General features: G+C 75.8%; 25 protein-coding genes. 11 read left to right on the forward strand and 14 right to left on the reverse strand.

Annotation, left to right across the window (positions count from 1 at the left end; all coding sequences use genetic code 11):
- Positions 1-56 precede the first annotated feature (56 nt).
- The 4 genes from CCE01nite_RS07395 to CCE01nite_RS07410 all read right to left on the reverse strand — a co-directional run bounded on the left by CCE01nite_RS07395 (position 57) and on the right by CCE01nite_RS07410 (position 3,700).
- The gene (locus tag CCE01nite_RS07395; RefSeq protein WP_141372130.1) at positions 57-1,004 is read right to left on the reverse strand and encodes a carbohydrate ABC transporter permease; all 948 of its coding nucleotides are present in this window, start codon (positions 1,002-1,004) and stop codon (positions 57-59) included.
- Between the two features lie 25 nt (positions 1,005-1,029).
- On the reverse strand, positions 1,030-2,322 hold the full coding sequence (locus CCE01nite_RS07400) for an ABC transporter substrate-binding protein (RefSeq protein WP_052104380.1): 1,293 nt from the start codon (positions 2,320-2,322) through the stop codon (positions 1,030-1,032).
- Positions 2,319-3,104: a carbohydrate ABC transporter permease gene (locus CCE01nite_RS07405; protein ID WP_052104379.1), complete on the reverse strand. Its 786-nt coding sequence runs from the start codon at positions 3,102-3,104 to the stop codon at positions 2,319-2,321. The genes CCE01nite_RS07400 and CCE01nite_RS07405 overlap by 4 nt, the downstream gene beginning before the upstream one ends.
- Before the next feature lie 131 nt (positions 3,105-3,235).
- Positions 3,236-3,700 carry a hypothetical protein gene (locus CCE01nite_RS07410; protein ID WP_034633791.1) on the reverse strand — a complete coding sequence of 155 codons (465 nt, stop codon included), beginning with the start codon at positions 3,698-3,700 and terminating at the stop codon, positions 3,236-3,238.
- A gap of 182 nt (positions 3,701-3,882) precedes the next feature.
- Here CCE01nite_RS07410 and CCE01nite_RS07415 point away from each other — a divergent pair, with 182 nt between their 5' ends.
- Positions 3,883-6,819, forward strand: coding sequence for a PxKF domain-containing protein (locus tag CCE01nite_RS07415; protein ID WP_034633786.1), 2,937 nt, complete (start codon positions 3,883-3,885; stop codon positions 6,817-6,819).
- 43 nt (positions 6,820-6,862) lie between these two features.
- Positions 6,863-7,366, forward strand: coding sequence for a hypothetical protein (locus tag CCE01nite_RS07420; RefSeq protein WP_141372131.1), 504 nt, complete (start codon positions 6,863-6,865; stop codon positions 7,364-7,366).
- Positions 7,367-7,424: 58 nt separating this feature from the next.
- Here the strand turns inward: CCE01nite_RS07420 and CCE01nite_RS07425 are convergent, their stop codons facing one another.
- On the reverse strand, positions 7,425-8,312 hold the full coding sequence (locus CCE01nite_RS07425; protein WP_052104378.1) for a helix-turn-helix domain-containing protein: 888 nt from the start codon (positions 8,310-8,312) through the stop codon (positions 7,425-7,427).
- A 27-nt stretch (positions 8,313-8,339) separates the two neighbouring features.
- Here CCE01nite_RS07425 and CCE01nite_RS07430 point away from each other — a divergent pair, with 27 nt between their 5' ends.
- Positions 8,340-8,873 carry a VOC family protein gene (locus tag CCE01nite_RS07430; protein WP_034633778.1) on the forward strand — a complete coding sequence of 178 codons (534 nt, stop codon included), beginning with the start codon at positions 8,340-8,342 and terminating at the stop codon, positions 8,871-8,873.
- A gap of 162 nt (positions 8,874-9,035) precedes the next feature.
- Here CCE01nite_RS07430 and CCE01nite_RS07435 read toward each other — a convergent pair whose 3' ends face one another.
- Entirely contained in the window at positions 9,036-9,932 is an 897-nt protein-coding gene (locus CCE01nite_RS07435; protein ID WP_141372132.1) for a hypothetical protein, read from the reverse strand.
- Between the two features lie 355 nt (positions 9,933-10,287).
- Between CCE01nite_RS07435 and CCE01nite_RS07440 the strand changes: the two genes are divergently transcribed.
- Positions 10,288-10,713, forward strand: coding sequence for a hypothetical protein (locus tag CCE01nite_RS07440; protein WP_141372133.1), 426 nt, complete (start codon positions 10,288-10,290; stop codon positions 10,711-10,713).
- 28 nt (positions 10,714-10,741) lie between these two features.
- On the opposite strand, the gene CCE01nite_RS07445 is transcribed toward CCE01nite_RS07440, so the two are convergent.
- Complete coding sequence (locus CCE01nite_RS07445) at positions 10,742-11,596, reverse strand: 2-phosphosulfolactate phosphatase (RefSeq protein ID WP_141372134.1); 855 nt, start codon at positions 11,594-11,596, stop codon at positions 10,742-10,744.
- An 83-nt stretch (positions 11,597-11,679) separates the two neighbouring features.
- On the opposite strand from CCE01nite_RS07445, the gene CCE01nite_RS07450 reads away from it, so the two are divergent.
- From CCE01nite_RS07450 to CCE01nite_RS07460, 3 genes are all read left to right on the forward strand, one after another.
- Positions 11,680-12,258 carry a 1-acyl-sn-glycerol-3-phosphate acyltransferase gene (locus CCE01nite_RS07450; protein WP_084142880.1) on the forward strand — a complete coding sequence of 193 codons (579 nt, stop codon included), beginning with the start codon at positions 11,680-11,682 and terminating at the stop codon, positions 12,256-12,258.
- A gap of 286 nt (positions 12,259-12,544) precedes the next feature.
- Positions 12,545-13,822, forward strand: coding sequence for a cellulose-binding domain-containing protein (locus tag CCE01nite_RS07455; RefSeq protein ID WP_052104367.1), 1,278 nt, complete (start codon positions 12,545-12,547; stop codon positions 13,820-13,822).
- Positions 13,823-13,929: 107 nt separating this feature from the next.
- A complete protein-coding gene (locus tag CCE01nite_RS07460) occupies positions 13,930-14,511 on the forward strand; it encodes a hypothetical protein (RefSeq protein WP_034633540.1) in 582 nt (193 codons plus the stop codon).
- Between the two features lie 94 nt (positions 14,512-14,605).
- Here the strand turns inward: CCE01nite_RS07460 and CCE01nite_RS07465 are convergent, their stop codons facing one another.
- On the reverse strand, positions 14,606-15,214 hold the full coding sequence (locus tag CCE01nite_RS07465) for a pentapeptide repeat-containing protein (protein WP_034633537.1): 609 nt from the start codon (positions 15,212-15,214) through the stop codon (positions 14,606-14,608).
- 37 nt (positions 15,215-15,251) lie between these two features.
- Positions 15,252-16,001: an HNH endonuclease family protein gene (locus CCE01nite_RS07470; RefSeq protein ID WP_246056364.1), complete on the reverse strand. Its 750-nt coding sequence runs from the start codon at positions 15,999-16,001 to the stop codon at positions 15,252-15,254.
- A gap of 158 nt (positions 16,002-16,159) precedes the next feature.
- Between CCE01nite_RS07470 and CCE01nite_RS07475 the strand changes: the two genes are divergently transcribed.
- Together CCE01nite_RS07475 and CCE01nite_RS07480 are read left to right on the forward strand one after the other, a co-directional pair.
- The gene (locus CCE01nite_RS07475; protein WP_371861023.1) at positions 16,160-17,161 is read left to right on the forward strand and encodes an aldo/keto reductase; all 1,002 of its coding nucleotides are present in this window, start codon (positions 16,160-16,162) and stop codon (positions 17,159-17,161) included.
- A 131-nt stretch (positions 17,162-17,292) separates the two neighbouring features.
- Positions 17,293-17,943: a hypothetical protein gene (locus tag CCE01nite_RS07480; RefSeq protein ID WP_141372135.1), complete on the forward strand. Its 651-nt coding sequence runs from the start codon at positions 17,293-17,295 to the stop codon at positions 17,941-17,943.
- Between the two features lie 396 nt (positions 17,944-18,339).
- Here CCE01nite_RS07480 and CCE01nite_RS07485 read toward each other — a convergent pair whose 3' ends face one another.
- From CCE01nite_RS07485 to CCE01nite_RS07495, 3 genes are all read right to left on the reverse strand, one after another.
- A complete protein-coding gene (locus tag CCE01nite_RS07485) occupies positions 18,340-19,176 on the reverse strand; it encodes a hypothetical protein (RefSeq protein WP_141372136.1) in 837 nt (278 codons plus the stop codon).
- Between the two features lie 239 nt (positions 19,177-19,415).
- Positions 19,416-19,964, reverse strand: coding sequence for an RNA polymerase sigma factor (locus CCE01nite_RS07490; RefSeq protein WP_052104365.1), 549 nt, complete (start codon positions 19,962-19,964; stop codon positions 19,416-19,418).
- A gap of 230 nt (positions 19,965-20,194) precedes the next feature.
- A complete protein-coding gene (locus CCE01nite_RS07495) occupies positions 20,195-21,421 on the reverse strand; it encodes a hypothetical protein (RefSeq protein ID WP_052104364.1) in 1,227 nt (408 codons plus the stop codon).
- Between the two features lie 238 nt (positions 21,422-21,659).
- Here CCE01nite_RS07495 and CCE01nite_RS07500 point away from each other — a divergent pair, with 238 nt between their 5' ends.
- Both CCE01nite_RS07500 and CCE01nite_RS07505 read left to right on the forward strand, forming a co-directional pair.
- On the forward strand, positions 21,660-22,223 hold the full coding sequence (locus CCE01nite_RS07500) for an RNA polymerase sigma factor (protein WP_034633524.1): 564 nt from the start codon (positions 21,660-21,662) through the stop codon (positions 22,221-22,223).
- Positions 22,220-23,011 carry a hypothetical protein gene (locus CCE01nite_RS07505; RefSeq protein WP_034633520.1) on the forward strand — a complete coding sequence of 264 codons (792 nt, stop codon included), beginning with the start codon at positions 22,220-22,222 and terminating at the stop codon, positions 23,009-23,011. Before CCE01nite_RS07500 ends, CCE01nite_RS07505 begins: the two co-directional genes overlap by 4 nt.
- A 31-nt stretch (positions 23,012-23,042) precedes the next feature.
- Here CCE01nite_RS07505 and CCE01nite_RS07510 read toward each other — a convergent pair whose 3' ends face one another.
- Together CCE01nite_RS07510 and CCE01nite_RS07515 are read right to left on the reverse strand one after the other, a co-directional pair.
- Positions 23,043-23,714 (reverse strand): response regulator, encoded by a 672-nt coding sequence (locus CCE01nite_RS07510; protein WP_034633544.1) that lies wholly within the window; start codon positions 23,712-23,714, stop codon positions 23,043-23,045.
- A gap of 5 nt (positions 23,715-23,719) precedes the next feature.
- Entirely contained in the window at positions 23,720-25,051 is a 1,332-nt protein-coding gene (locus CCE01nite_RS07515) for a sensor histidine kinase (protein ID WP_034633517.1), read from the reverse strand.
- Between the last annotated feature and the right edge of the window lie 77 nt (positions 25,052-25,128).

Below are 25,128 nucleotides of genomic sequence, written 5' to 3' on the forward strand. Positions count from 1 at the left end.
CAGCTCGGGCGGCACCGGCTCGAGACCACCACCCGACTGCGCCCGGGGTGGCCCGGTCAGGTACGGCCGCGCTCGCGGAGCCCCCTCGGCCCACGCTCCTGGTAGCCCGGTGGATGCGCGCGCCCGGCCCTGCGCCTGCGCAGGGCCGGGATCCCGAGGCCCACGAGCACCGCCGCCCCGACGAGCCCGGCGGAGACGACGAGGAGCGCGAGCGACAGGAACGCGGCGTACCCGAAGCCGAGGAACTCGAACGCCTGGTCGAAGATGTACAGCGGCAGGAACAGCGTCGCCGAGTCGGGGCCGCCATCGGTGAGCAGGTACACGGGGACGAAGTTCACGTGCAGCGCCACCGCGACCTCCCGGACGGCGAGCAGCGCGAACAGCGGCGCGAGCCGGGGCCACGTGACGTGCCGGAGCTGGCGCCACGGCCCGGCGCCGTCGAGCGCCGCGGCGGCGTACTCGTCCGCGGGGACGGTGCGCCGGGCCACGAGGACCACCAGGAACGTCTCGCCCAGCGCCAGCGCCATCATGAACGCGACGACCGTGCGTGCGCCCCACGCGCTCGCGAGCCACACCGGCTCGGGGAGGCCGAGGGCCCCGAGGAGCTGGTTGACCGGTCCGGACATCGGGTTGACGGCCCAGGCGGCGACGAGCGTGAGCGCGACGTCGGGCATCACCGACGGGGTGTAGACCGCGGCCCGCGCCCCACGGAAGAACGGCGCGCGGCGCGCGAGCAGCAGCCCGAGGCCGATCCCGGTGAGCAGGCGCAGCGGCACAGCGAGCAGCACGTACGCGAACGACGCGCGCAGGGAGGCGGCGAGCAGCGGGTCCTCACGTGCGCGGCGGAGGTTGTCGAGCCCGTTGAACACGGGGTCACCGAGGCCGGTGTGGTCGGTGAACGCGTAGCCGGCGGCGAGCACGAGGGGCACGCCCAGCAGCAGCGCCACGCCGAGCCAGAACGGCGCCATGAACCACCAGGCGGCGCGCGCGGACCCACGACTCACGGCGTGCGCCGGTCGCGGTCGGTGCTCACGGCCGGGCGAGGAGCCGGGTGGACTCCTCGCTCAGCCGGCGCAGCCCGTCCTCCCGGCCGACCCGGCCGTAGAACATCTCGGTGAGCACGTCGTCGGCGACCTTCTCGAGCTGGGACCACGCGGCGACGTGCGGTGTCGCCCGGACGATCGTGGTGTTGTCGAGGAACGTCTCGGCGACCCCGGGCGGTGCGCTGTCGCGGAACGTCGCGGTGCCGGCGACGTCGCGGCGCGAGGGCACGATGCGGCCCGTCTCCGCGACGATCGTCTGCCCGTCCGCGCTCATCGCGTACCGGACCAGCTCCCAGGCGGCGTCGACGTCCCCGTCGGCGGCGATGCAGTACGCGTCCGCGTGCAGGATGGTCGCGGGCTCGCCCCCGGGGGCCACGGGCAGCGGGAGCGCCGTCCACGCGAAGTCGGCGCCGTCGAGGATCGCCGGGACGGCCCGGCGCGAGTCGAGGTAGAGGCCGACGCCCCCGGCGAGGAACCGCGAGAACGCGTCGAGCGACTCCTCCGCGGCGACGGGCGGGGTGACCTGGTGGACGAGCGCCAGGTCGAGGAAGAAGTCGAGCGCCTCGCGGGCCGCCGGCTCGTCGAGCGTGAGCCGGTGCGGGTCCGTCTCGTCGTCGACGACCGAGCCGCCGTTGGACCACACGAACGGTGCCAGGCGCGGCAGCGAGGCGACGGTGCCGAGGCCGTACACGTCGGCCGCCGGGTCGGTGACGCGGCTCGCGGCGGCGACGAGGTCGTCCCACGTCCACCCCGCGGTGGGCAGCTCGACGCCGCGCTCCCGCAGCAGGTCGACGTTCGCGTACACGACGAGGGAGGACACGTTCTGCGGCATGCAGGTCAGGTCGGTGCCGTCGAACCGGAACGCGTCGAGCGGCGCGGGGAAGAAGTCGCCCTCGTCGAGGTCGGAGGCGTCGAGCAGCGGCTGGACGTCCGCGAGGACGCCCTCGGCGGCGAACTGGGCGTACTCCCGGTAGTTGAGCAGGAAGACGTCGGGCGGGTCGCCCGCGGCGAACCTCGTGGTGAGCCGCGCCAGCAGGTCCGCCTTCGAGGCGACCGGCGAGGTCTGCACGTCGACGCCGGGGTCCTGGGCCTCGAACGACGTCACCATCGCCTCGTAGCCGCGGGCCTCGACCGGGTCGCCGAAGTACACGAGCTCGACCTCGGCGGTGCCGTCACCCTCCGGGGGGCTGCTCGTGCAGGCGGCGGACGCCAGGGCCAGCGCCACGAGGAGCGCGGACGCCCGCAACCTCGTGGTGCCGGGGTGACGGGTCGTGCTCATCGGGCCTCCGCGCTCAGCGTGTCGTCGGACAGGAACCGTCGCTGGGCGACGAGGAACACCACCACGGGCGGCAGCGCCAGCACCGCGACCGCGGCCATGAGCAGCGGCCAGTCGGTCGGCGCGAGCTGCTGGAGCGTGCGGACGCCGAGCGGCGCCGTGTAGGACCCGGGCGAGCGGACGTAGAGCAGGGGGTCGAGGAAGTTGCCCCAGTGCCACGCGAAGGCCAGCGCCGCGACCGCGAACGTCGCCGAGCGTCCCTGCGGCATGGCGATCCGCGCCCACGCGGTCAGGTGGCCGGCTCCGTCGAGGGCGGCGGCGGCGAGCGTGTCGTCGTCGACCTGGTGGTACGCCCACACGTAGACGAGCACGAAGAACGCGCTCGTCCCCATGAGCGCGGGCAGGGCGAGGGTGAGGACCGTGCCGTCGAGGCGCAGGGCCCGCAGGACCTCGAACCGCGTCGCCCAGACGCTCGACGCCGGGACGAGCATGACGAGGACGACGCCGGCGACCGCGGCGACGCGGGCCCGGCGCCCCAGGAGCCGGATGCCCCAGCCGGCGAGCGAGGCGACCACGACGGTCAGCGGGACGGCCACGGCGGCCACGAGCAGCGAGTTGCGCAGGAAGGTGTCGAGCGGGAGGACCCGGAACAGGTCGGCGTAGGCGGCGAGCGTCGCGCCGGCGGGGACGAGCTCGGGACCGGTCGCGGGGGCCAGCCCTCGGCCGCGCAGGCTGCCGTGGACCACGAGGAGGAGCGGGACGAGGAACGCGAGCGCGATCAGCACGGCGACCAGGCGCGCGCCGGCCGGGTGCGGACGCCGGCGCCGACCCGGTGCACGGACGGGGCGCGTGCGGACGGGGTGCGAGGAGGCGGCGGGCGCGGCAGCGGGGCGGACGGGGGCCGGGCGCCCAGGGCTCACGACGGGCCCTCGGACTCGGTGATCACGCGCAGGTACAGGGCCGAGCCCTGCGGGCACACCGCCTGCGCGACGACGAAGAACCGGTGCTCCGGGGAGCGCAGGAGCACCTCCGCCTCGACGGCCTCGTCCTCGGCCGTGACGAGCTCCCACCCGTCGACCGTCGCGGCGACGCCCTCGTAGTGCGCGCGCACCGCCACGGGGTCGAGCGGCACGAAGCCGTTGGCGACGACGAGGGGGCCGTCGCTCTCGACGACCGTCAGGTAGCCGCCCTCGGGGAGCTCGGGGGACCCGTCGACCTCGACGGGCTCGTCCGGGACCGCCGGCGGTCGGCATGCGGGGAGGCTGTCGAGCGGGACGGGCGGCCCGGCCGCGCGCGGTGCGGTGACCCCGCCACCGGCGCAGCCGGCGAGAAGAACGAGCGCGACGCACGAGAAGAGCCGTGCGAAATGCGTGAATTGCACCCGACGTCCCCTCTTTTGGCGGATTGCCCCCGCTGAGCGGACGTCGATAGTTTACCGAGCGTCACGTCTGTGACGAACGAGAACTTTATTGAGGAACCCGAATGGGCGCACACGCCTCGGTTCGACGTCGCATCGCCACATCCCTTGCTGTCCTCGGCGCTGTCGTCGCCGTCCCCCTCGTCGTGGCAGCGCCCTCGGCGGCCGAGGACGGCATCGTCCTGCGGCAGTTCACGGCCGAGGTCCCGCCGTGCTCGGTGAGCACCGGGATCGCCTTCGACGGGTCCGCGCTCTACCTCTCGTGCTGGGACTCCGCGAACCTCTACCTCGTGAGCCCCGAGGACGGGACGCGCCTCGACACGGTCCCGGTGGCCGGGATGGGCGGCATCGGCGCGCTCGCGTGGGACGCCTCGCGCGGCAAGCTGTGGGCGTGCGACTCGGGCGACCAGTCGGTGCACCTGATCACGTTCGACGGCTCCACCGCGACGTCCGAGCGGCGCTTCGTCCCGCAGGGCGGCTGCATCGACGGTCTTGCCTACGACGGTGGCGACGACTCGCTCTTCACCAGCGGCGACGTCGCGTACACCGTCTACCACTTCAGCACCGACGGTGAGCTGCTCGACTCCCGCGAGGTCGGAAACAGCCTCGGCGGCTGCGGCAGCTCCGGGATCGCCGTCGGCGGTGGCGACCTCTTCCTCGCCAACAACGGCTGCTCGGCCATCTACCGCGCGGACAACATCCAGAACTCCACGGCGAGCCTGTTCGCGACGTACGAGCGCCGCATCGAGGACCTCGAGTGCGACGACGTCACGTTCCGCGACGAGGGCAAGGCCGCGATCTGGGCGCAGGACGCCTACGACGCGGAGATCCACGCGCTCGAGCTGAATGTCGGCGACTGCGGGTTCGGTGGTCTGCCGCCGTCCGACGACACGTTCGTGTACGTCGCGCTCGGCGACTCCTACCAGTCGGGCGAAGGGGCCGGGAACGCGATCACGGACACGAGCGACTACCTGGCGTCCGCGTACGAGAACGGCAGCAACTACCCGCTCCAGGTCGGCGCGCAGGAGGACACGTTCAGCCGTGACCTGCTCGCGGCGGGCTCGGGCAACACGTGCCACCGCGCCCTCGAGAACTACGCCAAGCTGAACCGTGACCGGCTCGAGCCGGGTGCCGAGACGGTCCTCATCGACGAGACGTGCAGCGGCGCCGAGATCGAGCCGGGCGGCAAGCCCCCGGTGGTCGGCGACGTCGAGGCCGACGAGATCGACAGCACGAGCCAGGTGCAGCAGGTGCTCGACCGCCTCGACGCGGCCGGGCTCGGCCCGGAGGACGTCGACCTCGTCACCGTCGGCATGGGCGGCAACGACGCGGGCTTCGGCAAGATCGTCGAGACCTGCCTCATGCCGGCGATCGTCGAGCGGCTGCTCGAGCAGTACCCGGACGCGCCCGGCGAGCTGCGCGCCGTCGTGACGAGCCTCGGGAGCTGCAAGAACCTGGCCCGCTTCGGTGACATCGACCAGAAGATCGCGGGGCTCCAGGACAAGGAGGAGTGGGCGCAGGGCAAGCTTCTCGGGGCGTTCGAGGACGCCCGCGTGCTCCAGGTCAACTACCCGGACATCCTCCCGTCGGGCAGCAACCGCCCGGCCTGGTGCGGCGGCATCCGCGACAAGGACGTCGACTTCGCCCGCGACAAGATCGCGAAGATCGACTCCAGCATCCTGCGGGCGGTCAGCGCCACCGACGACGAGCGGCTCGAGCTCGTCGACATCCAGCACGCGTTCGGCTCCGGTGCGCTGTGCGCCGGGTCGCCGGACCTCCAGCTCGCGAACGGCATCTCCCAGGCGAACGTCGACAAGGAGGTCGAGCGGCTGCTCGACATCGGTGGCAACGGGGACGCCGAGTCGCGCCGCCTGATCGACACGCTCGCCGACGAGTACGAGGACTACAAGGGCTGCCTGGGCAACAAGCTCAACCCGTTCGACGGGGACTGCGACACGGGTGACGAGTGGCAGGACGTGACCGACGCGGTCGACGCGCTGGGCACGTACCTGGCCGACAACCAGGAGACGCTGCTCGCCAACGTCACCGTGCCGCCCGGCACCGAGCGCGAGGCCGTGCGCTTCGACCGCTCCCGTGGCCTCTTCCACCCCAACGCCCGCGGCTTCCGCGTCGTGGCGTGCGAGGTGCGGCAGGTCTGGTTCGACGCCGAGGCGGACTGCGTGGAGAACCCGAACGACCAGCCGGACCGGATCAACGGGGACTCGTTCCTGTGGAACACCCCGTTCCTGTTCACCGACCCGCTGGACGTCGAGGCCCACGGCTTCGCCGGCAACGCGCCGATCCGGATCACCTGGCACTCCGAGCCCGTCGAGCTGGGCACCGTCGTGGCCGACGCGAACGGCACGGTCCGGACGGTCCTCGCACCGCCGGCCGGGGCGACCGCCGGTGTGCACCGCTTCGAGCTGAGGGGGGTCGGCGCCGACGGCGCGGAGCTCGTCAAGGAGATCCGCGTCACGATGCCGGGGACCCCGCAGCCCGGCGACGACTACGGCGTCTACCTCAGCGGCTTCGAGCCGAGCGTCGGTGGCGACGGCGTCGAGGAGGTCGTCGACGTGAGCTACCTCGGGATGACGTTCGAGGCGTACCCCGACGCGCAGGGCGGGATCCTCCTCGAGGTCCCGGTCCCCGGTGCGGGTGCCCCCGACGCGACGATCCGCGCCGTGAGCCGTCTCACGGGGCTCGAGGTCACCGCGGTGGTCGTGGAGCCGTCGACGACCGTCTCGGAGTGGCGGGGACCGTTCGCGGCTCCGCCGGCCCTGAACGCGATCAAGGCCGGACGCGCGGTGCCCGTCGAGTTCCGGGTGCTCGACGGCGCCGGTGCCCCGGTCGACGACCCCACGGTCGTCGACCTCCAGGTCCGCACCATCAGCTGCGCGGACCCGGCGGCTGCCGGTCCCGCGGTCCCCGCCGACGACGCGGGCGCCTCGTCGCTCCGCTCGCTCGGTGACGGCTGGTGGAAGTACACCTGGAAGACGAGCAAGGCCTGGTCCGGCAGCTGCCGGTCGCTCGTCGTCGACCTGGGAGGCGGCGGTGGACATGCTCTCCACTTCTCGCTGCGCTGACGCCGCGGCGGTCGGTGACGCTGCGGTGATCGGTGCCGCCCCGATGACGGGGCGGCACCGCCCGCGCGGCGTGCGCGGGACGGCGCTCGTGCTCGGCGTGGGTGTGCTGCTCGGCGGCTGCACGAGCGGGCCGGGGACCGCGTCCCCGTCCCCGTCCGCCTCCGCGCCGCTCCCGTGCGCGGAGGACGGGTCGCACGCGGAGCTCGGCGCCACCCGCCGGGGCGAGGCGCACGCGGAGTTCACGACTGCGGGCGGGACGGTCCACGTGGCCGTGCGGTACTTCCCGAGGGGCGGGCTGTTCGAGTCGGACGGCGGGCAGGCCGCGGTGTACGTCGGCGACGCGGCGACCCCGCCGACGTACGACGAGCAGACCGGTGTCGTCAGCGGGGTCACCGCCGAGACGTCGGTCCGCGAGGGTGCGTGGGGAGAGCTCGAGCTCGAGCCCGGTCGGTACTGGATCTGGGTGAGCAACGGATCGGACGTCGTGGTGGCCGGCTGCGAGCCCGGCAGCGTGACGGAGCCGGCGCCGGCGGCCGCGGAGGGCTGAGGCCGACGCCGGGGGCTTCCTGCGCGGGCGCGGACGCCGCCGCGCCGGGTCGGTCGTGTCACTGCTCGGGCCGTGCCGCCGCCCGCAGGCTGCGCGCGTACCGCGCCGGGCTCGCCCCGACCGCGGCGGTGAAGTCGCGGGTCAGGTGCGCCTGGTCGTACCAGCCGAGCCGCACCGCGAGCGCCCCGAGGTCCGCGCCCGGGTCGGCCTGGAGGTCGGCGACGGCGTCCTGCAGCCGTCCGCGGCGGATCAGCCACTTCGCGCTCACGCCGACGAGCTCGCGGGTGAGCCGCTGGAGGGTGCGGACGGTGAGCCCGTGCGCGGCGGCGACCTGGTCGACCCGGGTGAGGGACCGGTCGGCCATGACGTGCGCGACGACCTCGCGCGCGGTCGCGCAGCGCGGGTCCGGCGTGGCGGGGAGGCGGGCGGCGAGGAACGCGTCGAGCGCGGCGCAGCGGTCCTCGTCGCGCGCGAGGGGGAGCACCTCGTCGCGCAGCGCGTCGGCGCCCGGGAACAGGTCGAGCGCCGGCACGACGCGGTCGGACAGCGGGTGCGCCGGGGCGCCGGTGAGCGCGGTCAGTGCGCCCGGGCGCAGCTTGGCGCCGATCACCCGGCCGCTGCCGCGCAGCGTGATCTCGAAGCGGCGGGTCAGGACGCCGTGCACGAGGGCCGCCGGCATCGCGACGCCGTGCTGCGGGGAGTCGGCGTCCTCGACCGTGAGGTGCAGCGCCGGGTGGGAGAGCACGTCCGAGGGCTGCGTGCGCTCGGTCGGCAGGTCCCACTCGACCGCCCAGTAGTGCTCGACGTAGTCGTCGACGCCGGGCGCCGCCGGGTAGCGGCCGAGGCGGAACACCGGGCCGACGAGCTCGGGGTGCAGGATCCCGCGAGCCGCCGGGACGGCGTCGTCCGTCGCGGCGCCGCGTGTCGCCTCCGTCCAAGACGCCATGCCCCCACCGTAGGCACGATGGGGGACATGACCCAGAGCACCCAGACCACCGAGAGCACCACCTCCGCCGCGGGCACCGGGTCGGCCGGGCAGCCCGCCGTCGCACCCGTCCCGCCCGGGTACACCTCGCTCACGCCGTTCCTCGTCGTCGACGGCGCCGAGCGGGCGATCGACTTCTACACGCGCGTGTTCGGCGCGACCCTCGTGTCCCGCAACGACAACGCGGACGGCACGGTCGCGCACGCCGAGCTCGACTTCGGGAACGGCCGGCTCCAGCTCAGCGACCCGAGCCCGGCCGCCGGGCTCGTCGCGCCGCAGGGCGGCGAGGGGCGCGACCACTCCTACGTCCTGTACTGCGCGGACGTCGACGCGGTGTGGAAGGCCGCGGTCGACGCGGGGGCGACGGCCTTCGAGGAGCCGTCGACGTTCGTCACGGGCGACCGCTTCGGCGCGGTGCACGACCCGTTCGGCCACCGCTGGGCGATCCTCACGCGCGTCGAGGACGTCTCGCCGGAGGAGGCGGAGCGCCGGGTCAACGAGTGGCTCGCGTCGCAGGGCTGAGCAGGAGCGCGACGGCGCGCACCGCAGCACCGAACCTGGCGCCCGCACGACGGCGGGGCGGGGCCCGGGTCTCCCCGGGTCCCGCCCCGCCGCAGTCGTCCCCCCGCGCCAGGTCAGGTCCGCCGTGCGCAGACGCGACCCGACGGCGCGCGGGTCAGGCCGTCACGCCCAGCACTGGCCCGTGCTGAGCCCCGCGACCGTGGCCCCGACGAAGTCGACGGCACCCCAGTTGCTCGCGCACGACAGGTTGCCTGCGACCGTGGCGCTCGCGAGCGTCACCGCACCGAGGTTGTGCTCGACGACGAGCCACCCGCCGACGTTCACCGCGTCCCGCTCGGCGTCCGCGAGCCCCGCACGCGCGTGGTCCGCCGGCAGCGACGCCGTCGAGCACGCGTTGCCCGCGGCGGCCGTCGTCGCGCCGACGCGTCCCGGGTTCGCCAGCCCGCGCACCGCGACGTCCGCGGCGACGTCGGACCCGCACAGCCACAGCTCGCCGGCGCCCTTCGACGTCAGGCCGCGACCGAACGTCGACCACGCGACCTCGGCCTGCTGCGACGCGATGAGGTTCGCCCAGCCGCCGACCGTCGAGAGCTCGACGGTCAGGTCCTTGGCGCGCACGTTGACCGCGCCGTCGACCACGGAGCCGGACACGGTGGCCGTGTCCGCGTAGCCGCGGACGCTGTGCCACACGTGCGAGTCCTGCACGACGAGGCTCGCGGCGCTCGCGAGGATGCCGCCCTGCACGGTCGAGCCGGTGAGGGTCACCAAGCCCTTCGCGCCGAGGTCCCCGCCCACCGTGACGCCCGTGAGCGTGACCTGACGGTCGCCGTAGACCGTCAGGTCACCCGTGACGACCACGTCCGTCAGGTCGCACACCGCGCCGTCGACCCACGCGTCACCCTCGACGGTGACCCCGGCGACGGCCGTCACGCCGTCGGCGCACAGCCCCTGACCGGCGCCGCCGGTCGCCCCTGCCGGTGCGGCCGCCGCTCCGAGCAGCGCCGTCGCCCCTGCGAGCACCGCGCCGACCGCGCGACGTGCCCCCTTGTGTCCAGCCATGTTCCCCTGCCTCCCTGCAAGCGCGAACCGGGAGTGCAAGTGCGCCGCCCCCGGCGTGCACAGGCTCACACGGCCGGGTCGGCGCCGACGCGCGCGCGTCGGGTGTCGTGTTCCTCACGCGCCGACCGGGACGCCGCGGTCCGCGCCGGGCATGCGTGTCGACGCAGGCCAGCGCGATCGCCGGACGGGCCCCGCCGGATATGTCCGAGCCCGGAAATCACCCGCCCGGCGGTGACGGCGTTGGGCCGTCCGGGTGGCGCACCCCGCCGCGCCGCGCGCCGGGCATGTCCGGTATGCGAGGTTGGTCGGGATCCACCGGCGCGCTCGTCGCGCCACCGACCGCGAGGGGGTGACCATGCACGGACGCACGATGCTGCTGAGCCTCGTGGTGCTCGTCGGCGGTGTCGGGGTCGCCCGCCCCGAGCTCGCCGAGCTGCCGCTGCGCGTCGCCGCCCCGGCGTACGACGCGGTCACGCAGTCGAGCGTGCGGAACCTCGCGATGGCGCTCCGGTCGTACGGGCTCGACGCCGGGTCCGTCGACGGTGTGACCGTCGAGGAGCTCGCCGGCTGGGGCTGGGTCCCGCAGGACACGACGGCCGTGACGATCTGGGTCGGGGGCGAGGAGTTCCGCGTCGTCGCGCAGGACGTCCGGCCCGGCGCGTCCGCGTTCGAGTACACGACGGTGGGGACCGACGGCGGTCCCGGGCAGCTCGGGCTGTCCGCCGCGCGCGTCGAGGACCCCCTCCCGGGCGTGACGATCCGGCCGCTGACCGGCTCCTGAGCGACCCGTCGCACGCGATCGGCCTCGGTCAGGGTCGGGCGACGTCGACGAAGCGCCCGTCGACGAGCCCGGGCACGACCCGGCTCGCGTCGACCTCGGCCGCGATCCGCACGTCCTCGGCGTAGCCGTCCGCGGCGAGCTCGCCCCCGCTCGCGCACGCGGCCAGCGCCGCGGTCACGTCGCCGGGCGGGGCCAGCGCCGCGGCCGACCGCGCCTCGGGGGACAGGGCCTCGTCGCCGAGCGCGTCCGCCAGACCGCGCAGCACCGCCGCCGCGCCCCACGCGTCCTCGACCGCAGGCCGCAGCCCTCCGCCGGGCCACCGCTCGCCGGCCGCGACGACCGCGACGGTGAGCCCCGCAGCGTCGGGCCGGTCCGCGACCCACCGGGCCACCGCCGCCGCGTTCCGCAGCGACGCCGCGAGCACCGTCGGCACGCCGAGCCGCTCCGCGAGGTGCCAGCAGATCGTCGACCCGTTGGGCGAGGGCAGCACGAGCCGGCGGACGCCCGACGCCGTGCCGACGCCCGACGCCGCGCGGGCGCCCGACGCCGCGGGCACTCGTGACGCCGCGCGGGCGCCCGACGCCGCGCGGATGCTCGCCGGCGACAGGGACAGGTCGTCCGGCCCGGCGACGGACCGGGGGAGCGCGAGCACCGCGTCGTGCCGCTCCGCGAAGGCTGCCGCCGTCGGGTCGGCCCAGCGGTAGGGGAGCACCTCGGTGCCCGCGTCGAGCGCGACGCCCACCGCGGTCGTGAAGGAGAGCACGTCGACGACGACCGCGACGTCCGCCCCCGCCGCCACCGCGAGCGCGCCGTCGAGCGCCCAGTCGAACCGGACCCGGTGCCCGGCCTGCGCGTGCGCGGAGGTGGCGTCGCGGCTCGTCACGCGGCCAGTCTGCCGGGCGCGCGCCGGGGTGAACCAGCGGCCCGCGTTCGGCGGCACCGGCGCGGGCCTCGTACCCTCGCCGCATGAGGATCCGTCGCGCCCTGGCCAGCACGTTCTGGGCCGTGAGCCGCTACCGGCTCCGCACCGAGCACGTCCCAGCCGACGGCGCCGGCATCCTCATCGGGGCGCCGCACACCTCGAACTGGGACTTCCTGTTCATGCTCGCGATCTGCTGGTCGCAGGGCCTGCACATCCGGTACCTCGGCAAGCGGTCGCTGTTCAAGGCGCCGTTCGGTCCGCTGATGCGCGCGCTCGGCGGTATCCCGGTCGACCGCAGCAACCCGGCCGGGCTCGTCGACGACCTCGTGGCCCGCGTGCGCGCGGGCGAGCGGTTCTACCTCGTGATCACCCCCGAGGGCACGCGCAGCAAGGCCGAGTACTGGAAGTCGGGCTTCTACCGGATCGCGCGCGAAGCCGGGCTGCCCGTGACGCTCGGCTACGTCGACCGCCCGACCCGCACGTCGGGCCTGGGCCTGACGATGACGATGACCGGGGACGTCCGCGCGGACATGGACCGGGTCCGGGCCTTCTACGCCGACAAGTCCGGCGTCGTGCCCGCGCGCCGCACCGAGCCGCGCCTGCGCGAGGAGCTCACCGCCTAGCGAGCGGCCCGGGCAGCGCGCCCCCGAACGCCCGGGGGCGCGGCCCTGAGCGCCCGGGCGGCGCAGCCCTAAACGATTGGAGCGGTGCGAGGCCCGCGGCCCGCCGCTAGCGTCCGAACGCACACGCACCCCACGACGCCGTGGCCCGCGTGCTGCCCGCCACCCCGGGCTCCCGTCACCGCAGGTCACGACCCTGCCCGCCCGACCACGGCCCGACGTGCGCCCCGGCGACGTCATCGCGCTCAGCAGGGGGCGCGTCGATGGCCACCCGAGAGGACGTCACCGCATGAGGACCACGCTCCGACACCGCACGTCCCGGCTCGTCGCCGGCCTGGCCGCGCTCGCGGTCGGCGCCGTGACCGCGGCCGGGCTCGCCGTCTCCGCGCAGGCCGCCGCCGCGTGCACCGTGACCTACCAGCCGAACTCGTGGCCGGGCGGCTTCACGACGAGCGTCCGCGTGACGCCGGGTGACGCCGTGAGCGGCTGGCGCGTCACGTGGACGTGGCCGGGCGACCAGAAGATCTCGGGTGCGTGGAACGCGAGCGTGACGCAGAGCGGCTCGAGCGTCACCGCGACGAACGCCTCGTGGAACGGGAACCTCGCCGCGGGGTCGTCCGCCGAGTTCGGGCTGCAGGGCACGTTCGGGTCGAGAAACACCTCCCCGACGGACTTCGCGGTCAACGGCGTCGCGTGCAACGGCCAGACGCCGACGCCTACGCCGACCGTGCCCACGACGCCGAGCCCGACGCCGACGCTCTGGCCGACGCCCACCCCGACGCCCACGCCCACCGCCGAGCCGACCCCGACGGTCACGCCGACCCCGACGGTCAGCCCGACCCCGACGCCCACGCCGACCCCGACGACCGGACCGGACCCCCAGTGCGGCTCCGCGTCGTTCTGCGACGGCTTCGAGACCCAGGCCGGCACCGCGCCGTCGGGCGCCTGGACGGTCGGCTCCCCGAACTGCTCGGGCACCGGCACGGTGAGCGTGGACACCGCCGTCGCGCACTCCGGCTCGCGGTCCCTGCGCGTCAACGGCGTCGCCGGCTACTGCAACCACGTGTTCGCCCAGGCCGCCGGCGCGCTGACCGGCACGGGACCGACGGCGTTCGTGCGGTTCTACGTCCGCCACACGACCCCGCTGCCCGCCGCGCACACGACGTTCCTCGCGATGCGGGACAGCGCCGACGGCGGCAAGGACCTGCGCATGGGCGGCCAGAACGGCGCGCTGCAGTGGAACCGGGAGTCCGACGACGCGACCCTCCCGGAGCAGAGCCCGACGGGCGTCTCGCTGAGCAAGCCGCTGCCGACCAACACGTGGTCGTGCGTCGAGTACTCGGTCGGCCGGGACGGGCGGCTCTCGACGTGGCTCGACGGCACGCTCGTGACCGGCCTCGTCAACGACGGCACCCCGACGCGCGACGTCGACGGCCAGTGGGGCTCGCGCGCCGGCTGGGCGCCCGTGCTCACCGACCTGCGGCTCGGCTGGGAGAGCTACGGCGACGGCAGCGACACGCTCTGGTACGACGACGTCGCGGTCTCCTCGAGCCGGATCGGCTGCTGACCCACCCCCACCACAGGACCCCGACCCCCGGAGGAGACGGCCCGCCGGGGGTCGGGTGCTCGTCGGGTGACGCCCGGGGGGCGCGTCGCGTCGGGCAGGATCGGGGGATGAGCGACGGAACCCGCCCGGTGCGGGAGCGGCTGTTCGACCGGTGGCCCGACGAGCGGGGCGGGCGGCCGGTCTCGTCACGGGCTGCCCTCGCCGTCGTGGCGCTCGTCGCGGCCGCGGTGACGTGGTCGTGGCAGCCGGCGGAGCCCCTCACCGCGCCGAGTGGGGGCACGACGACCGCGGGGCTCGTCGTCGGCGAGCGGGTCGACGTCCCCGAGCTCGGGCCGCGTGCCGCGCTGACCGTCGTCCGCGTCGAGCCCGTGTGGGACTGCGACGGGCGCTGGTGGACGCCGCGGTTCTCGGACGTCCTGTTCAGCGGGCCGGTCACGCGCGTCACCGTGGTCGCCCGGGGCGTGCCGGACCGGGTCGGGGTCGTCCCGCAGGACGCGTGGGCCGCGCTCAACGTGGCCGGCGCCGCCTACACCGGGGAGACCGCGTGCGAGTGCGACGGCAGCTGCGAGGCGAGCCCGGAGCCCGTCGACGGGGGTGAGCAGTACACCGTGGTGCTGCGCACCGGCGGCACGCTGTCGGGCCTCGCGTTCACGGGTGCACCCGGTCGCCTGCTGCGCTGGGACCTCTGACCTCTGACCTCTGACGTCTGGCCTGGGACCTGGGGTCTCTGACCTCTGACGTCTGACCGCCGAGCGCCGCCGGGGGGCGGTGGGCGCCGTGGGGTCAGTCGACGGTGATCTTCAGGTGCCGTGCGAGCGCGCCCGCGAGCTCGAGGAGCTGTGCCGAGCTGATCGTCGCGCCCGCGAGCCCGGCGACGCCGTCGAGCCCCGCGAGCTCGGCACCGCGCAGGTCGACGTCCTTGAGCTGCGCGCGCGTGACGTCGAGCCGCCCGACGCGGCAGCGGTCCAGCACGAGCCCGTGCACGCGGGCCCCGGCGAGGTCGAGGTCGCCGAGCACGCAGTCCTCGATCCGGACCTGATCGAGGCGCGCGTCGCGCAGGTTGAGGTAGTCGACCTTGCCGCCGCGGATCGTCACGCGCGTGAGCTGCCCGCCGTACGCCTGGACGGCGCCGAGCCGGCAGTCGCCGATCGCGACGTCGCGCCACGTCGCGTCGGGGGCGTCGAGCGTCCCGGCCCGCACCGTCGTGAGCGTCGTGTCGAGGATCTCGGCGTCCTCGAGCCGCACGCCGTCGAGGTCGCAGCCCGTGAGCTCGCAGTCCATGAACCGCGCGCCCTCGGCGTCGTCGCCGCTGAGGTCGAGGCCGTCGAACGACAGCCCCTCGTAGTCCCCGTCGCGCTCCAACCGGCCGTCGAACGTCTCCAGGTGCGGCATGCGGTCAGGGTGCCACACGCCGCCGACGCGCCCGGAGTCAGCCGCCCGGCGTGAGCGTCGACCCCGCCGCGGGTGCGACGCGGCAGCGGTCGAGCTGGCGGTCCATCGCGTCGTGCTCCGCGGCCGTGACCCACAGCCCGTAGGCGGCCTTGACGCGGATCTGCCGCAGCACGTAGACGCACCGGTAGCCCGAGCGCGGCGGAAGCCACGTCGCGGCGTCGCTCGCGCCCTTCTTCTGGTTGAGCGGCCCGTCGACCGCGAGCAGGTTCGCGGGGTCGTTCGCGAAGGCCTCGCGGACCTCGGGCGTCCACTGCTGGGCGCCCTTCTGCCACGCGTCGTTGAGCGCGACGACGTGGTCGATCTGCACCTCGGAGCTGCGGGGGCCGCGCTCGAACTCGATGACCTCGCCGCCGTAGGGGTCGGCGAGCGTCCCGCGCAGGACGACGCAGTCGCGCGTGCCGGGCTTGAACGTCAGCGCGGTCAGGTCGCGCCGCAGGATGTCGTTGCGCGTGTCGCAGCCGTTGCGGTCGACGTCGGCCCACGCCTGCCCGAACTCGTCGCGGTCGTAGCCGGTCTTCGGCGCGCGGCCCTTGACCGCGAGCGCGTCGAGCGCCGCCCGCCCGGCGGCCAGGTCCTCCGCGGTGACCGGGTAGCGCGCGGCGTCGGCGGCCTCGGTCCACGCGGGCAGCCCGACGCCGAGCGCCACGGCGCCGACGAGGACGAGCACCCACACGGCGCGGGGGAGGCGGCGGCGCTGCTCGGGAAGGATCGGGCGGGTCGGGTGCACGCGCGCAAGATGCCACATATGGCCCACAACGGGCGTGCGCGGGCTGCGGACACGCCGGGCGGGTGCGCCTCGAGGCGCTGAGGGTGCCCGGCGTCCCGGCGGGGCCCGAGGTCGGTTGAAGGGTCACGGCGCGGGGGCGCATGCTCGGACGCATGACGATCAGCACCCGCACCCTCGGCTCGGCCGCGCACGGCACCGCCCTCACCGTCGGCTCGCTCGGCCTCGGCTGCATGGGGATGTCCGAGTACTACAGCGCGACCAACCCCACGACGGACGAGGAGTCGATCGCGACGATCCGGCGGGCGCTCGACCTCGGCGTGACGCTGATCGACACCGCCGACATGTACGGGCCGTTCACCAACGAGCGGCTGGTCGGCCGGGCGATCGCGGGCCGCCGCGACGAGGTCGTCGTCGCGACGAAGTTCGGCAACGAGCGCGACGAGTCCGGTGCGCGGCTCGGCATCAACGGCCGCCCCGAGTACGTCCGCCGCTGCGCCGACGCGAGCCTGCAGCGCCTCGGCGTCGACCACCTCGACCTCTGGTACCAGCACCGCGTCGACAAGACCGTCCCCATCGAGGAGACCGCGGGCGCCATGGCCGAGCTCGTCGCCGCGGGCAAGGTGCGCCACCTCGGGCTCTCGGAGGCCGCCGTCCCGACGATCCGCCGCGCGCACGCGGTGCACCCGATCACCGCGCTGCAGACCGAGTACTCGCTGTGGTCGCGCGACGTCGAGGCCGAGATCCTGCCGACGCTGCGCGAGCTCGGCATCGGCCTCGTCCCGTACTCGCCGCTCGGCCGCGGGTTCCTCACCGGCTCGATCCGCTCCACGGCGGACCTCGCCGAGGGCGACTACCGCCGCACGACGCCGCGCTTCGCCGACGACGCCCTCGCGCAGAACCTCCGGCTCGTCGAGGTCGTGCGGGCCGTCGCCGAGCGGGTCGGCGTCACGCCCGGCCAGCTCGCGCTCGCGTGGGTGCTCGCGCAGGGCGACGACGTGGTGCCCATCCCCGGGACCCGGCGCGTGCGCTACCTCGAGGAGAACGCCGGCGCCGACGCGGTGCGCCTGTCGCCCGAGGACCTCGCCGAGCTCGGCGCCGCGCTGCCGCCCGGCGCCGCGGTGGGCGACCGGTACGCGGACATGGGGCCGCTGAACGCCTGACGGTCCCGCGGCGGGTCCAGGAGCGCGAACTCGGCCCTTCGATGCAGACATCGCGGGCGACGGTCACGTCCGTCGCGCGGCGGAGGAGCGTGGTCCCTGTCCGCACCGGCGGGCGTACAGGAGGCACCACCATGTCCACACGCACGATCGCACCCGGGGCGCCGCGCCACGGGACGGCAGCCGGGGAGCCGACGCCGGCCGCACGCAGGCCGTCACGAGCGCGCCGTCGCCTCGGGGTCGCCCTCGCGGTGTGCCCGCTCGCGGTCTCGCTCGTGCTCGCGCCGTCGGGCGCGCAGGCGGCGACCGACGTCTACCACCAGAGCTTCCGCGGTCTGTTCCTCGACGGCTGGACCAGCACGGACGACGGCTGCACCACCACCTTCGTGGGTGCCGCCAGCGACGAGACCACCACGTGGTACGCCAACGAGAGCTACAACCGCTGCACCGGCGAGGGGAGCGGAGTGCTGGGCTCGGCCACCCCGACCACCTTCACGCTCCGGGGCAACCTGTCCAGCGGTCACGTCGTCGCGACGATCCCCCTCACCGACCTCTACACGGGCGAACCGGCGGGCGAGATCCTCGTCGACAACACGTGGACCGCCACCGCCAAGCCGACGAAGAGCACCTGGGTCACGAGCGTCAACCTCCCGGGCTCCTTCCGGTACACGAACCGGTTGACGGCACTCTCCGCGCCGGCCACCGCCACGGGCACCGTGCCGATGGAGGACTCAGGCACCGTGGGCAGGTCGTCGTGGATGTACATCCAGGTGTCGCACGACTGAGCCCGGGAGGGCTCACGCGGCGGGCGCGGGTCGGCCGGGCACGGTGACGCCCCACGACCGAAGGGATCGCGGGGCGTCGTCCGACCAGCCGGGGGTGTCAGCGAGCGGACCCGGCCGGGCGTCGTGCGGAGCGGTGCCGGGGTCGCGGTCTCGTGGGTCTGCTCGTCACCGGCGCACCTCGCTCCTCGTCGTCGGGGGTGCACCGTGCCGCCCCCTACCCCTGCCATCGCCGGACGTCCGCGCAGGGGTACGGGTCGCCGGAAGTTTTTTCTCAGCGCGGGCCGTGCCGGTCGTCGAGGGGTCGACGGGCTGGTCAGGGACTCGGGTCCGGCGCGTGCGGGACGCCAGGCGCGACCGGGGGCGTCGCCCGTCCTCGTGGGCGCCGTGCCCGTCCGGTCAGGGAGCGGCGGGTCCGCGCCCACGTCCCGGCGCCGCGTCGGACGGCGAGGAGCCGCCCCCGGGTCCGGCGCCGGCACCCGCTCCGGGTGTCCCCGGGTCAGCGCCGACGGCGGGAGGGGCGCCGGCACCGGCCCCCACGCCGGGGACGGCGACGTCCGAGCCGGGTGCGTGCGCGGGCGGCCCCGCCACGGGGACGGGCGGGACGGTGACCGGCGCGGCGCCGTTGCCGGGCAGCGCCCACGCCGGCGTTCCGTTGCCCGGGACGGTTCCCGAGGGCAGGCCGTTGCTGGGCACGGCCCCGGCGGGGAGCCCCTTGCCGGGGACGGATCCCGCGGGGAGCCCGTTGCCGGGGACGACCGCGGAGGGGAGGCCCTCGGCGGGCAGGCTCCCGCCCGGGAGCCCGTTGCCGGGCACGGTGAGGGGCGGGACCCCGTTCCCGCGGTCCGACGGCGGCGTCACGCGCTGGCCGGGCGCGGCCGTCGACGGGTCTGCCGACCGCACGCGCTCCCCGGCGGCGGAACCCACGCCCGAGCCCGCCCGGCCGTCCGCCGGCGACCCGTGCCTCGCCGCGAGGGCGTCGGGCACGGTCGGGACGACGCCGCCGGGAGCGACCGGTCCGCCCAGCAAGGCGCCCGCGGGGCGCGAGCCGTGCGGCGTGAGCTCGACGGTGCCCAGCGTCAGCGCGTCGACCAGCTCGACGACGACGGCGCTCGCGGGGTTCTGGAGGGAGTCGGGCACGGCCTCGACGGTCGCGACGGCACCCACGGACGCGAACGCGACCCCGGTGCCGAGCGCGAGCTTGCCCGCGACACCGAGAGCCGCCGCCCTCGCCACGACCCGTCGTGCCCGTACGCGCAGGGGGAACCGCGACGCAGTCGGCACCGCGGCGGGCACAGGGGGGCGGCCCGTCCGCAGGAGCGTGGCGAGGGCGGTGGTCGGTGCCGGCGCCGGAGCGTCGGCCGTCGCACGGAGCTCGGCGATCAACGCGTGCAGCGCCGGTTCGGTGTCACCCGCCCCGGACAGCACCGCGTCGTCCGCGCACGCCCTCACACGAGCGTCATCGTCGAAGGGCCTCACAGGGGTACGCCCTCCGCCTCGACGAGCCTGCGCAGCGCCGCGAGCCCCCGCCGCTGGAGCGCCTTGACCGCGCCGGCCGGCTTGCCGACGACCTCCGCGGCCTGCTCGACGGTGAGGTCGGCGACGACGCGCAGGAGCAGCACGTCGCGCTGGTCGGGCGTGAGCCCCGCGAGCAGCTCGTGCACGCGCGCGGAACCGAGGTCGACGAGCGCCTCGTCCTCGGCCGACGGCGCGGTGCGCGTGTCGTCGTCGGCGTCGTACTCGGCCGTGCCGGGGGTGCGCGACGCGCGGCGCCAGTGGTCGACGACCCGGCGGTGCGCGATGGTGAACACCCACGAGCGGAACTCCGCCTGGCCGCCCGAGAAGCGCTCGAGCCCGGTGAACACCGCGAGGAAGACCTCGCTGGTCAGGTCCTCGACGTCCGGGACGCCCTTGCCGCGCAGGTATGCGGCGACCGGGCGCACGAGGTCGGCGTAGAGCGCCTGGAACGCCTCGGGCGACCCCCGGCGTGCCGAGGCCAGCACGGGGTCGAAGTCGGCGAGCACCGGACCAGCATGCCCGGCGCGACGGGCTGCGGCGGTCGGCGTGAGGATTTCACCCGACCGGCGCACGCGCACGACGGGGTGCCCGCGACGTCCCCGCCGGCGTCTGCCTCGTGCCCGGCGTCGCGGGCATCGTCTCGGGTTGCGTGGGCTGATCCGCGTCCGCCTCGCGCCCGACGCACGCAGAGGCCCGGCCGCGCGGGTCGTCCGCGCAGCCGGGCCAGGTGGTCGGGTCAGCCGAGCCCGCAGGTCCGGCACGCGGGACGACGACGCAGGTAGTACGCGTACGTCGCGGCGCCGAGCGCCGGACCCCACAGCGGCCACAGCAGCATCGGGGCGAGCGCCCCCCAGTTCTCGTCGGCCTCGGCGCGGAGCTGCTCCGGCCCGATGGCCAGCAGCGTGAGGCTCGCGGGGACGACTGCCGCGGCCACGAGCGTCGCGGGCACCACGGCCAGCATGATCGGCACCCGTCGGCCGGCGAGCCCGACCATCCACCGCGGGAACACCTCGCCCCAGCGCTGGAACAGCCCGAGCGTGAGCACCGAGCCGACGAGCGCGAACGCCGCGAGCCCGAACGCCGCGGCGAGCATGCCGTCGGCCACCATCGCGTCGTAGTCGTCCGGCTGCATCCCGAACGGGTAGCCGGCCACCCACGCGAGCCGGGTCGCGGCGTAGAGCGCGGGGATCACGGCCGCGACGACGGCCCAGCGCCGGCCCCACACGGCAGCGCGCGTCGGGGTCCGCCACGCGGGCTCGGGGTGGTCGAGCGTGCGCCCGCACACCTCGCAGGCGCCGCGGGCCCGGCGGGCGAACAGCACGGTCGCCCACGTGAGCAGGATCGCGCCGCCGAGGGCGAGGTACTGCAGGACGACGCCCGGGGTGACGTAGCCGGCGAACGCGTCCCGGAACTGCGCGTCGAACGGCGCCCGGACGACGAGCAGCGGCAGGTAGCCGAGCCGCGCGAGGATCGAGGCGTCGGTCAGGGCCACCGCCCCGGCGACCGTCACGGCCGCGACGACGGTCGCGGCGGCGCGTCCTCGGGCCGCGACCGCGGAGCGGCGTGTCCGCAGCATGACGACCGCGAGCGTCGCGCCGACGAGGGCGAGGAGCGTGACGAGCGGGCTGAGCGTCGTCCCAGGGACGTCGTGCAGCAGGGTGCCGACCGCGTCCCGTGACGCGTCGCCGACGGGGAGCGTGCGGCCGAGGAGGGTGACGGTGAGCGCGACCAGCGCGGCGACGCCCCACCACACGGCGGCGAGCGCGGGCACGACGCGGACGTGCCGTGGCGGGCGGGGGTCCGGGGGTGGAGCGGGGTCGGTGGCGCGGTGCGTGGCGGCGGTCGTGCCGAGGGTGGTGGCGGCTGCGGGGGTCGAGGCGGAGACGGGCTGGGCGGCGGTGGTCGGGCCGGCGGTGTGCCGGGCGGTGGTCGGGTCGGGGCGGTGCGTCTCGTGGAGGTCCATGACTCCACCCTTGTGAGCGGTGGCGGCACGGTGATCCCCCACGGAGGCGGTCCGGGTCCCTCGTGCGGGGGAGCCGGGTGAGCGCGCGCTCGCGGTCGACCGCTCTGGTCCGGCCGTTCGCGCCCGCGGCATGATCGCGGCAGCGGGCGTCGCCCTCGAGGAGAGCCCTCGTCCCCCAGTGCTCGCGGCCGTGCGACCCCGCGCGACACACTGGTGCGGGTGGCGGACAGGTACGGGTATGAGACGCACGCCGCGCGGTCCTGACCGGGAACGCACCTTCACCGCGCTGTACGAGGCGGTCTACCCGGACCTCCTCCGGTTCGTGCAGCGCCGGGCGCGCGCAGAGCACGCGGAGGACGTGGTGGCCGAGGCGTTCCTCGTCGTCTGGCGCCGCCTCGACGAGCTGCCGCGCGATCAGGACGACGCCCGGGCGTGGGTGTTCGGCGTCGCGCGGCACGTCCTGCTCAACGCGGACCGGGGCGAGCACAGGCGCCGAGCGCTGGGGGTCCGGCTCGCGAGCGCCGGGCCGCACGACGTGAGTGACGCGCCCGCCGACGGCGTCGTCGACCGGCTTGACCTGAGCCGGGCATGGGCCGCGCTGCCCGACGCGCACCAGGAGGTGCTCGCGCTCGCGGTGCTCGACGGGGTGACCGGCCCCCAGGCGGCTGCCGTGCTCGGCATCACCCCGGTCGCCTTCCGGCTGCGGCTCAGCCGCGCTCGCCGGGTGCTCCGCCAGAACCTCGACCACGAGCCGCAGCGGGCGACGACGCCGGCCGGCCTCACCGGGAGGACCACCCCATGAACCGCCTCGACCTCGACACCGCGCTCCGCTCGCTCGACCGTGCCGACCGCGCCGTCGACCCCACGAGTCCTCGCGCCCAGGCCGACCTGCGCGCGATCCTGGCCTCCGACCCCTCGGGCGCGATCCTCAGCGACCCGCCGCGTCCTGCCGGTGCGGCGCGGGCCGTCCGGCGCGTCGTCCTCGTTGTCGGGGCCGTGTCGGTTGCCGCGGCCGGGGTCGTCGTCCTGCCGTCGGTCACGGGCGGGGACACCGCCTTCGCGACGTGGACGGCCGCGCCGGGCACGGTGCCCGCGGAGCAGCGACCGGGAGCGGTCGACGCGTGCCGGGCGAGCCACACGTCCGCGGGCGAGGACTACGCCGACGACCTCGCCGTCGCGCGTGGGGTCGTCGCGGAGCGCCGGGGCGAGTGGACGACGGTGGTCCTCGCCGGTACGGACGGGTTCTCGGCGCTGTGCGTGACCGACGACTCGGCGCTGCTCTCGAGCGGCATGATCGGCTCGGTCGGACGGGCCGATGTCGCGGCTCCTGGTCCGCGCGAGGTCGTCGCGACGTCGCTGGGCACGGGCGCGACCGCCGCCGGTGAGCTCTCGCTCGCGGCCGGCACCGTCGGGTCGGACGTCGTCGGTGTGCTCTACCGGAGCGCGACGCACGGTGACGTCGCCGCGACCGTCGCCGAGGGGCACTTCGCGTTCTGGGTGCCCGGCGCCGAGATGGAGGACGGGGCCGGCGTCGACGTCGAGATCACCTACCGCGACGGCAGCACCGGCACGGTCCGGCTCACGCTCTGACCGCCCGGCGTGCGGCTGGGCGGTCGAGGCCTCAGCCCGTCGGCCGCACGAAGCCCGTCTCGTACGCCGCGATCACCGCCTGCGTCCGGTCGCGTGCGCCGGTCTTCGCGAGGACCGCGCCGACGTGCGTCTTGACCGTCTCGACGCCGAGGTACAGGCGCGCGGCGATCTCGGCGTTGGACAGCCCGGTCGCCATGAGGCGCAGCACCTCGGCCTCGCGCTCGGTCAGCCCGGCGCGGCGCAGCTCGTCGCCCGCGGGCGCGCGGACCGACGCGAGGCGGCGCACCGCCGCGGGGAACAGCACCCGGTCCCCGCGCACGACGACGCGGACCGCCTCGACGATCTCCTCGGGCGGCGTGCGCTTGAGCACGAACCCGCTGGCCCCGGCGCGCAGCGCGTCGAGCACGTGGTCGTCGTTCTCGAACGTCGTCACGACGATGACGCGCGGTGCGCCCGGGCGGTCGACGAGCGCCCGGGTCGCCGCGATGCCGTCGACGGCCGGCATCCGCACGTCCATGAGCACGACGTCGGGGTGCGTGCGGGCGACGAGGCCGGGGACGTCGACGCCGTCGCCCGCCTCCCCGACGACCGTCATGTCGGGCTCCGCGTCGACGATCACGCGCAGCCCGGCGCGCACGAGCGGCTCGTCGTCGACCACGACGACCCGCAGCACCGCGCCGTCCTCAGTCCCGAGCCCGTCCATGCCGTTCACGCGCGGTCCCGGGGCAGCGTCGCGCGCACGGTCCACGCGCCGTCGCGCTCGCCGACGTCGAGCGCACCGCGGAGCACCCGGACCCGCTCCGCCATCCCGACGAGCCCTTGACCCGACCCGACGACGCGACCCAGGTCGTCCGCGGGTGCGGCTCGGCCGTGCGCCTGCGCGTCGGCCACCCCCGGCCCCCGCCCTCGCACATCCCCGCCCGCCGGGTTCCTGACCTCCACCTCGACCTCCCCGGCACCGACCCGCACCTCGACCGCGACCCGCTGCCCGGCCGCGTGCCGCAGCGCGTTCGTCAGCGACTCCTGCACGATCCGGTACGCCTCGCGCGACGTCGCCCCGCCGACCGCGGTGACGTCGCCGTCGACGTGCAGCACCACCTCCGCGCCGGCCTCGCGCGTCTCGGCGACGAGCCGGTCGAGCGCGCCCAGGTCCGGCACGGGCGCCCGGGAGGCTGCGGCGTCGGCCGGCTCGCGCAGCAACCCGAGCACGTGGTCGAGGTCGGCCATCGCCGCGCGGCCGGCCAGCTCGATCGCGTGCAGCGACCGGCGGGCGGCCTCGGGGTCGCGGTCGAGGGTCCGCGCTGCGGCGGCGGCCTGCAGCGTCGTGACGGTGAGGGCGTGGCCGACGCTGTCGTGCAGCTCGCGGGCGAGGCGGTTGCGCTCGGCGAGCCGGGTCGCGGCGCGCTCGAGCTCCGCGACGCGCTCGTCGGCCGAGGGCCCGAGGAGCGCGGGGGCGAGCAGCCGCAGGCCCCACGCGCACAGCGTGACGAGGTGGGCGAGCACCACGGGCAGGGCGACGGCCAGGGCGGCCCACAGCACGCGGTCGAGCGCGCCGCCGGCCGTCGGCATCACGGTCAGGCGCGGCAGCCCGTCGGCCCCGGTCAGGCCGTCGACGCCGAGCGCCGAGAGCACGAGCTGTGCGGTGACCGGGACGGTGATCAGCACGGCCGTCAGGACCGCCGCGCCCGCGACGAGGTGGACGCCGTACCAGAGCGCGCCCCGCCAGCGCGTCGCCGCGTCGGGCTCCGCCACCGGCACCGGGACGTCCACCCCGAGGAACGTGCGCGTCGCGTGCACCTCGAGCGTGCGGACCGGTGCGAGGAACGGCGGGGTCGACGCGATCACGGCGGTCACCCCGGCGAGCACGACCCCGACGGCGGTCGGGGTCCCGGGCGTCCGCAGCATCTGCACGAAGCCGACGACGAGCACGAGGTACGCCGTCGCGACGACGCCGCCGATCACCAGGAAGACGCCCGAGCGGACCGTCTCGCCGCTGGTCAGCGGGCGGACGAGCCTGCCCGTGCCTGCGCGCAGCCCCATGCGGACGAGTCTGGCAGCGCGGGCCGCCCCGGCGCCTCCCTCGCGCGAGGTAGGGGCACTGGTCCGGACCGGAGCCG

Source organism: Cellulomonas cellasea (assembly GCF_006538745.1).
GTDB lineage: Bacteria > Actinomycetota > Actinomycetes > Actinomycetales > Cellulomonadaceae > Cellulomonas_A > Cellulomonas_A cellasea.